This is a genomic window from Intrasporangium sp. (genome assembly GCF_032907665.1).
Taxonomy (GTDB): domain Bacteria; phylum Actinomycetota; class Actinomycetes; order Actinomycetales; family Dermatophilaceae; genus Intrasporangium.
On record NZ_JAJJPG010000193.1, the window covers coordinates 1 to 4732 of the forward strand.

The 4732-nt window shown below is 70.5% G+C and carries 4 protein-coding genes; all 4 read left to right on the forward strand.

The features are described from left to right. Positions 1-78: 78 nt before the first annotated feature. Positions 79-633, forward strand: coding sequence for a (2Fe-2S)-binding protein (locus tag LOY02_RS17845; protein ID WP_317183719.1), 555 nt, complete (start codon positions 79-81; stop codon positions 631-633). Beyond that, positions 630-3125, forward strand: a complete 2496-nt coding sequence (locus LOY02_RS17850; RefSeq protein ID WP_317183716.1) for a xanthine dehydrogenase family protein molybdopterin-binding subunit — start codon at positions 630-632, stop codon at positions 3123-3125. The genes LOY02_RS17845 and LOY02_RS17850 overlap by 4 nt, the downstream gene beginning before the upstream one ends. Then, complete coding sequence (locus LOY02_RS17855; protein WP_317183717.1) at positions 3122-3979, forward strand: xanthine dehydrogenase family protein subunit M; 858 nt, start codon at positions 3122-3124, stop codon at positions 3977-3979. Before LOY02_RS17850 ends, LOY02_RS17855 begins: the two co-directional genes overlap by 4 nt. Positions 3980-3986: 7 nt before the next feature. Continuing rightward, the coding region (locus LOY02_RS17860) for an SRPBCC family protein (RefSeq protein WP_317183718.1) at positions 3987-4732 on the forward strand (746 nt) is incomplete at its 3' end.

The window sequence follows — 4732 nt, forward strand, 5'->3', positions numbered from 1 at the left end:
ACCGCGGACAAGACTCCGGACTGGGAGAACCCGTGGATCGAGGGACCCGTCATCTGCAGCGCGGCAGGAGGGCAAGGAATGACCCGTATATCCGTGACCGTCGACGGAGTGGAGTACTCCGACGAGGTGGAGCCCCGGACCTTGTTGGTCCATTACCTGAGAGAGACCGTCGGCAAGACGGGCACCGTCGTCGGATGCGACACGAGCAACTGCGGCGCCTGCACGGTCCACCTGGACGGGAGCAGCGTCAAGTCCTGCAACGTCCTCGCCGTCCAGGCGGACGGGCACGAGGTGACGACCATCGAGGGCCTCGCCGGCGCGGCTGCGTCGGACGGCCAGCTCCACCCGGTGCAGCAGGCCTTCCACGAGACCCACGCCCTCCAGTGCGGCTACTGCACGCCCGGCATGATCATGCAGGCGGTCGATCTGCTCGCCGAGAACCCGAACCCCACCGAGACCGAGATCCGCGAGGGGCTCGAGGGCAACCTCTGTCGGTGCACCGGCTACCACAACATCGTCCTCGCAGTGCAGCAGGCCGCGGGGGCCATGAGCCGGCCGGTGCCGAGCGAGGCCGGCAGCGACACCGGCGCCTCCGGCGTCTCCGGTGTGGAGCGCGAGGGGGTGGCGTCATGACGATCACCGAGGACGCTCCCACCGCCACGGGCGGCAACGGCACCGGCGAGGTCGGCAAGGCCCGCCGACGCAAGGAGGACCAGCGTCTCATCACCGGCCGGACCCGGTGGACCGACAACATCACGCTCCCGGGCATGCTCCACATCGCGATGGTCCGCAGCCCCTACGCCCACGCCCGGATCACTGGCATCGACACGTCAGCGGCCAAGGCGGCCCGCAACGTCGTCGGCGTCTTCACCGGTGACGACCTCAAGGACATCCAGGGCGTCAACGCGAACGCCTGGCCGATCACCCCGGACCAGGTCACGCCGAACCACCTGCCGATGGCGGTCGACCGCGTGGCCTGTGCGGGCGAGATCGTCGCCTGCGTCGTGGCGCGCTCGGCGGCCGAGGCGCGCGACGCCGCAGAGCTCGTCGACGTGGACTACGAGGAGCTGCCCGCCGTCCTCGACATGAAGGAGGCCCTCACGGACGAGAACCTCGCCCACCCGGACCTCGGCACGAACAAGTCTGCGTTCTGGAAGCTCGACTCGAAGGAGGCCGGCACTGGCGGGGACGTCGACGAGGCCATCGCCAAGGCTCGCGAGGACGGCGTCGTCATCGAGCGCGAGTACCGCCAGCAGCGGCTCATCCCGGCGTTCATGGAGCCGCGATCCGTCGTCGTCGACCCGACGGGCGAGCAGATCACGATGTGGTCCGCCACCCAGGTCCCGCACATCCTGCGCTTCCTCCTCGCCGCGACGACCGGGGTCTCCGAGTCGAAGATCCGGGTCATCGCTCCCGACGTCGGAGGGGGCTTCGGGGGCAAGCTGCAGACCACCCCGGAGGAGTTCATCGCCTTCGCGGTCGGCCGGCAGCTCGGCAAGCCGGTCAAGTACACCGAGACCCGCTCGGAGTCGCTCCTGTCCGGCCACCACGGCCGGGACCAGTGGCAGAAGCTGACGCTGTCGGCCACCAAGGACGGCACGGTGACGGGTTTCAACGTCGAGCTCCTCGCGGACCTCGGTGCCTACGTCGCGCTCGTCGGCGGGGGCGTGCCCGTGCTGGGCGCGTGGATGTTCAACTCCATCTACAAGTTCCCGGCCTACCGGTTCAGCGTCCAGACGATCCTCACCAACAAGACGTGGGTCGACGCCTACCGCGGCGCCGGCCGCCCGGAGGCGACCTACGGCATCGAGCGGATGATGGACGAGCTCGCCAACGAGCTCGGCATGGATCCCCTCGAGGTGCGCGAGAAGAACTGGATCACGCACGAGGAGTTCCCGTTCACCACCGTGGCCGGGATGACGTACGACTCCGGCAACTACGAGGCCGCCACGGCCCGGGCACGCGAGCTCTTCGGCTACGACGAGCTGCGTGCCGAGCAGCGGCGCCGTCGCGAGAGCAACGACCCGGTCCAGCTCGGCATCGGCGTCTCGACCTTCACCGAGATGTGTGGGCTCGCGCCGTCCCGGGTGCTCGGGTCGCTCAACTACGGCGCCGGCGGCTGGGAGCACGCGCACATCCGCATGCTCCCGACCGGCAAGGTCGAGGTCGTGACCGGCACGTCGCCGCACGGCCAGGGGCACGAGACGGCGTGGAGCCAGATCGTCGCCGACCGGCTCGGCGTGCCCTTCGAGGACATCGAGGTGCTGCACGGCGACACGCAGATCAGCCACAAGGGTCTGGACACCTACGGGTCACGGTCCCTCGTCGTCGGCGGCGAGGCGCTCGTCCTGGCTGCCGACAAGGTGGTCGAGAAGGCGAAGGTCATCGCGGCGCACATGCTCGAGGCCAGCGCCGACGACCTCGAGTTCTCCGGTGGGCGCTTCGGTGTCAAGGGCACCGACAAGGGCCTGGGCATCGGCGAGATCGCCACGGCGTGCTTCGCAGCGCACAACCTGCCCGAGGGCATCGAGCCCGGGCTCGACTCCGAGGCGACCTACGACCCGGTCAACTTCTCCTTCCCGCACGGCACGCACCTGTGCGCGATGGAGGTCGACACCGAGACCGGCGCGACGAAGATGCGCTCCTACGTCGCCGTGGACGACGTCGGAGTCATCATCAACCCGCTCATCGTCGCCGGCCAGGAGCATGGCGGCCTCGTCCAGGGCATCGCCCAGGCGCTCTGGGAAGGCGCGGAGTTCGACGAGAACGGCACGCTCGTGACCGGGTCCTTCGTCGACTACACGTTGCCGACGGCGGCCGACACGATCAGCTTCGTCACCGACCACACGGTCTCTCCCTCGACGACGAACACCCTGGGCACCAAGGGAGTCGGCGAGGCAGGCACCATCGCTTCGACACCAGCCGTGGTCAACGCGATCGTCGACGCGGTGCGCCACCTCGGTGTCGACGACGTCCCGATGCCGTGCACCCCTGAGCGGGTGTGGCGGGCTGTCCAGTCCGGCGGCGCCGACCGCCAGGTGGAATCCGCGGGCGACGCCCAGCCGCACTTCGGCGCGGCCGCACCCAACCAAGACACCCCTGAGACGGAAGGCGGTGCCCAGTGATCCCCGCATCGTTCGACTACGTCGCCCCGACGACCGTGGCCGAGGCGCTCGCAGCGCTCGCCGAGCATGGCGACGAGGCAAAGGTCCTCGCCGGAGGGCAGTCCCTCCTGCCGATTCTCCGGATGCGGCTCAACACCCCCGGGGTCGTTGTCGACCTCGGGAGGATCCCGGAGCTCCAGGGGATCTCGGAGGAGGGAGACTCGATCGTCATCGGTGCCATGACGCCGTATGCCGCTGTGCTCGCCTCCGAGGCCGTGTCCAGCCACGCTGGGCTGCTGTCCAAGGCCGTTGCCACAGTGGCGGACCCGCAGATCCGGCACCGCGGGACGGTGGGCGGCGCGCTGGTCCACGCCGACCCGGCCGGCGACGTCGGTGCTCCGGTGCTCGCCCTCGGGGCCGAGCTCGTCATCGCCGGGGCGGGCGGCCAGACCCGCACCGTCGCCGCCGCCGACTTCTTCGAGGACCTCTTCACGACGGCGGTCGGTGAGGGTGAGCTGCTCACCCAGGTCCGCATCCCGAAGCACACGGGCTGGGGCTCGCACTACGAGAAGTTCGTGCGGGTCAGCCACCAGTGGTCGATCGTCGCGGTCGCGGCCGCGGTACGCGTGGAGGGAGGCTCGATCGCCGAGGCCCGGGTCGCGTTGACCAACATGGGCGCGACGCCCCTGCGGGCCAAGGCCGTCGAGGAGGCCCTGGTCGGTCAGGCGCCCACGGACGAAGCGGTGCGGGCCGCGGTGGCCCGGGTCGCCGAGGGCACCAACCCGCCCTCCGACCTCAACGGTGCGGCCGACTACCGGAGGCACCTCGCGACCGTGCTGACCCGACGCGCCGTCCTCGCCGCGGCTGGGGCGTGATCTCCGGATGGAGCTGACGCACTCGTTCACGGTGCCGACGTCGGTCGATGAGGCGTGGTCCCTGTTCATGGACCTCGAGCGCGTCGGCGCCTGCTTTCCGGGTGCCACGGTCACGGACGTGTCGCAGGACGACTTCTCCGGCACGGTCAAGGTCAAAGTCGGCCCGATCTCACTGCTGTACACCGGGTCCGGCTCGTTCGTCGCCAAGGACGACGAGGGCCATCGGGCAGTGATCGAGGCGAAGGGCAAGGACAAGCGGGGCAACGGCACGGCCGGTGCGACGGTGACGATCCAGCTCACGCCCGACGGTGGGGGTGCGCGCGCCGACGTCGTCACGGACCTCGCCGTGACCGGCAAGCCGGCACAGTTCGGCCGCGGCGTGATGCAGGACGTCTCCGACAAGCTGCTCGGGCAGTTCATCGCCTGCATCGAGAAGCACCTCGCGGGCGGGCAGGCGACGCCCCCGCCGGCGGCCGGTGAGGAGCTCGTCTCGGAGCCCACGGTCGCGAAGGCGACCGTTCCGCAGGCGACCGTGCAGGACACAGCGGAGGCGGCCAGGCCGGAGGTCGTCACCGAGCCGGTACCGTCGGCCGTGCACGACGCCGGCGAGCCGCCCAGCCTGGCGGAGGAGGTCGACCGGTCGAAGACCGCCGCTGCGGCAGCGGCGGCTTCGCGGCGGCCCTCCCCCGCCGTCGAGGCCGAGGACGATGCCCTCGACCTCGGTTCGGCCGTCCTGCCGGTGCTCATCCAGCG